The following is a 4,742-nucleotide window of genomic DNA, read 5'->3' on the forward strand; positions in this document are numbered from 1 at the left end:
GAGGGTCTATCGAGAAAGGAAACCGCGGACCGCCTCGGCGTGAGCGAGAATGACGTGAAGAACCATCTCGTCCGCGGGCTGCAGAAGGTCATGGAAGCCATGGCGAAGGACGACGCGCGCGCAATCGACGATGCACCGGCGGTTATCGACAAGAAGGGTGAAGTGATTGGCAAGCGCCGGCCCCATTAACGCGATCGACGAACAGGCGAGCATGTGGGCGGTCGAGATGGCGCACGGCGACCTGACGCCCGAACTCCGTGCCAACCTCGAAACCTGGCTTGCCGCCGACGGGCGCCATCGCGGCGCCTATGTGCGCGCCTGCGCCTGGCTGCGCGCCATGGAAGATGCGGTGATCGGAGAGCAGTCCCTCCCGGCGGGATTGACACCCGCACCTCCGCCGCCCCGCTCTGTCAACGACAATTGCCGCAGCGACCCTGACGACGTCGCGCCCCGCCCCTTGCGCGCCGCCTTGTCCCTCTGGAGCGGAAGGGCGTTTGCGGGCGGCGCGGCGCTGGCGATGTCGCTCGCGGCGCTCGCCGCCGTGGGCATTCCGCTTCCCTGGCTGTTCGAAAAAACGGGGGTGGCCACGGTCCAAAAGATAGTGACCCTGAAGGACGGTTCGGTCGCCACCCTCGCCCGCGACGCGCGGATCGAAGTCGCGTTATCGGACAATATCCGCAAGATCACCTTGCTGAATGGCGAAGCCGTCTTCGAGGTCGCGAAAGACAAGTCCCGCCCCTTTGTCGTACGCTCGGGCGACGTCTATGCGCAGGCCACCGGAACCATCTACTCGGTACGGCGGGTTGGCCCGACGGGAGGCACCGTAAAAGTGATGGAGGGGAGCGTGCTCGTATGGCCGCGCGACGAACGCGACCAAGCGGTTCTCCTTCACGCCGGCGGATCGGTGAGCCTCGACCCGGGACCGGTTACCCCGAATACCGCGCCCCAGCGCGTTGCCCCGCGCCGCTTGCCGCCGCCCGAACTGGCACAGATTTCCCTCGACAATGTGTCCGTCCGCTCCGCCGTCGCACGCTTCAACCGCGTCAATTCGACCCAGATCATCCTAGCCGACGCGGCAATCGCCGACGTGAAAATCATCGGCCTCTATCGCGCCAACGACCCCGAACATTTCGCCGAAGCGGTCGCTGCGATCTCTGGAGGACATATTGAACGATCGGGGCGGTCGATCGTAATAAAAAAGCAACAAAACTGAACAATTACAATAATATACTTCCCGCTGATCCAAACATCGTCGGGCCTCGTCGATAGCATTGTGAACATCGACAAGGGGTTTCCTGAAAATGCATTCATCCTGTTTCCGGTCGGCTGCTTCGGCAGCAGCGATCATGATTGCCACTTGCCTTCCCGCAACCGTCCAGGCGCAAGTCCGCAGCTTTGATGTGCCAGCGCAATCGGCATCGAGCGGAATTCGCGAATTCGCACGTCAGGCCGGTATCCAGGTCACACTGGCCGGCCGCGACGGCGACGGCCGCACGACCAATTCGGTTCGCGGCAGCCTTGAAATACGCGACGGGCTGAACCAGCTACTCGCCGACACCGGATTGAGCGTGCGATCCTTCGACGGCAAGGTCGCCATTCTTGCGGCGGATTCGACCGAGGTCGCGGATGTCGGCGAGACCATCACCGTAACCGGCTCGCGTATCGCCCGCCCCGAGCTGGAATCGGCGATGCCCATCGGGGTCGTCAGCATGGAAGCGGGCCGCAAGGCCGGCAACACCACCGTTTATGAAACCGTCCTGCGCGATGTCGCAGTGGGCCCGGGCAATGGTCCGTACAACAGCGCGCCCGAGGGTCAGTATGACGGCGGTATGGCGACGATCGAATTGCGCAATATGGGGGTCAGCCGGTCGCTGACGCTGATCGACGGGCGCCGCCGCGTCTCGGGCGCCGCCTCGTCCTCGGCGGTCGATATCAACATGATCCCGTCGGGCATGGTCGAACGCATCGAGATCGTCACCGGTGGCGCCGCCGCGATCTATGGCGCCGACGCCGTGACGGGCGCCGCCAACATCATCACCCGGACCGATATCGACGGGCTGGAAATTTCGGCAACGACGGGCTTCACGCAGGACGGGGGCGGATCCAAATCGCAGGTGTCGTTCGTAGCCGGCACGAGATTTTCCGACGATCGCGGGACAATCACCATCGGCGGCACGTGGATGAAGAACAACCCGATCTATTTCCACCAGCGCTACGCCAAAGACACCAATATCAGCTACCAGACCAATCCGGACAACACGGGTCCCGACGATGGCATCCCCGACCGCGTCATCCGGTACAATATGACGAACATGTATCTGCAGCCCAATGCCAATATCTATGTGGGCGGCAAAACCTATCTGCTGTCGCCCGATGGTTCGGCCTATGTCGGACAATATGCGAATGGCTGCATTTCGGGCTGCGGGACCTCGCGCGACGGCGGCGATGGCGGCTTTCCGCAGAGCCAGTACTGGAGCGATTTCCTGATCGCCCCGATCGAAAACTACGCCTTCATCGGCCGGTTCGATTATGAGGTCGCCGACTGGCTGAACTATGATTTCCGGGTCGATTATGGCCGGTCGCAATATGACGCCTACCGCCGCCCGTATCGCGACGACGATCGCCTGACCTGGCTCAACGGTGCCGGCGGCGCCACGGCCTATCTCGACAATCCCTATCTGCCCGGTTCCTTTCGCGAGATCATGCTCGCGAACAATCTGACGTCGACCGCGGTGCGCCGCAGCTATGAAAATTTCGGCCAGATGACCGACTATAGCGATCGCCAGAGCCTGACCGTCAGCACCGGCTTCAACGGCGAACTGGCCGGCGGGTTCAAATGGGAAGTGTTCGGCCAATATGGCCGCAGCACCAACGACATCCATGCCGACAACGTGCCGATCGCGTCGCGGCTGATCGCGGCCCGCGATGTGGTTTCCGATCCGGTTTCGGGCGCCCCCGTGTGCCGCGACGCCACGGCGCGCGCGAACGGCTGCGTCCCCTTCAATATCTTCAGCGAGGCGCCGCTCACTGCCGCGCAGCGCGGCTGGATGATGGCGACGCGCCGCAAGCACCGCGAACAGACGCAGAAGATCTTTGGCGCGAACATCGCCGGCAGCCCCTTTTCGTTGCCCGCCGGCGACATCCAGGCGGTCATCGGCGTCGAGCACCGGCGTGAATCGATCCACAATGTCGACGACAATGGTGCCGCCCCGCCCGAAAAGGAGCTCTCTCATCTGGGAGCATGGGCGCCCTACGAGCCCGAACTTCGTGCGTCTAACCATGTGTCGGAAGCCTATGGAGAACTGGTTGTTCCATTGCTCCGCGATATGCCCTTCATCCACAGCCTGACGGTCGAAGGCGCGTATCGCTATTCGGACTACAGCGATTTCGAATCGACCCATACGTGGAAGGTCGGCGGCACGTGGATGCCCTTCTCCGAACTGACGCTGCGCGCGGTGCGCTCGCGCAGCGTACGTGTCCCCAATTTCGGCGAACGCTATTCGTCGCGCGCGGTTCAGGAAATCGGCGTACGCGACGCCTGCCTGCAGACGAGCTACCAAGCGAATCCGACGCGCAAGGCAAATTGCGCGACCTTGATGCAACAACTGGGGATTCCCACACCCTATCTGCCGAGCGAGATCGGCACCGGCTATGTCATCACCGGCGGCAGCGGGGATGTGACACCTGAAACTTCGAACAGCCTGACCTTTGGTCTGGTTTTTCAGCCGCGCTTCCTTCCCGGCTTCGACCTGACCGTCGACTATTGGAACATCAAGCTGGGCAATATGATCGCGGCGATCGGCCAGCAGGACGTGCTGAACCTGTGCATGGATCTGCCATCGATCGACAACCAGTTTTGCGACCGCGTCACGCGCGACGCGCGCGGCTATGCGGAAGGCGTCGACACAAGCTATATGAACGTGTCCGAGTCCGCGGCGAAGGGCATCGACATCGGCGCGAACTACCGCACCAACATGGGGCCGGGACGTCTCGCGCTCGCGCTCCGCGCTACATATCTTATCAACTTCGAGACCACGACCCTGCCCGGCGTCGAGACCAGCCGGATCATCTACGATGGCGGTTATCAGAACCCGCGCGTCCGGGCCAACATGTTCGCCAGCTATACGATTGGCGACTGGGACATCGGGCTGAACACCCGCTTCTGGGGCAGCGCGGTCAATTACACCAACGTATCCGACGAAGCCTATGACAGGAACAAGCTTCCTGCAAAAATCTACAACGACCTGAACGTGGGCTGGAACCTGAACGAGCATGCGACGCTGCGCGTCGGCATCAACAATCTGTTCGACGTCCGGCCATCCTATCGCCCGCGCACCTATTATCAGGGTGGCGGCGGCGTTTACGACGTCTACGGCCGCTACTTCTTCAGCAGCGTCAACTTCAAATTCTGAGGAGGCGCCGCCATGACCCGTATCGCTCGCTCATATCATGCCCGCCGCCTTCTGACGGCAGGCATCGCCGCCGGAGCCCTGGCGTTCTTGCCCGTCGGCGCCTTTGCACAGGACGCACCGGCGGCGGATCCGGCAAGGGACCATCCACCGATCGCGATCATCGCGCATCGCGGCGGTGCGCTGCTGCGCCCGGAAAACACGATGCCGGCGTTTCGGCACGCCGCGACCCTTGGCGTCGAATATCTGGAGTTCGACATGGAGATGACCGCCGACGACCGGGTCGTCGTCTATCATGACGCCACCATCAACCCCGATTTCTGCAAATCCGGC

The 4,742-nt window shown here is 62.5% G+C and carries 4 protein-coding genes and 1 pseudogene; all 5 read left to right on the forward strand.

The genetic code is table 11. From position 1 onward, the window contains the following. A partial coding sequence (locus tag VGD20_RS07550) for a sigma-70 region 4 domain-containing protein (protein ID WP_331133856.1) occupies positions 1-189 on the forward strand: 189 nt, incomplete at its 5' end. A gap of 22 nt (positions 190-211) precedes the next feature. Then, positions 212-313: pseudogene (locus VGD20_RS21805) on the forward strand (FecR/PupR family sigma factor regulator); the annotation flags it as partial. 24 nt (positions 314-337) lie between these two features. Continuing rightward, positions 338-1,213 carry a FecR family protein gene (locus VGD20_RS07555; RefSeq protein ID WP_331133857.1) on the forward strand — a complete coding sequence of 292 codons (876 nt, stop codon included), beginning with the start codon at positions 338-340 and terminating at the stop codon, positions 1,211-1,213. A 133-nt stretch (positions 1,214-1,346) separates the two neighbouring features. Further along, positions 1,347-4,412, forward strand: coding sequence for a TonB-dependent receptor (locus tag VGD20_RS07560; protein WP_331133858.1), 3,066 nt, complete (start codon positions 1,347-1,349; stop codon positions 4,410-4,412). A 12-nt stretch (positions 4,413-4,424) separates the two neighbouring features. Then, positions 4,425-4,742, forward strand: a 318-nt coding sequence (locus tag VGD20_RS07565) for a glycerophosphodiester phosphodiesterase (protein WP_331133859.1), incomplete at its 3' end; no start/stop codon positions are given.

Source organism: Sphingopyxis sp. (genome assembly GCF_036402335.1).
Lineage (GTDB): Bacteria > Pseudomonadota > Alphaproteobacteria > Sphingomonadales > Sphingomonadaceae > Sphingopyxis.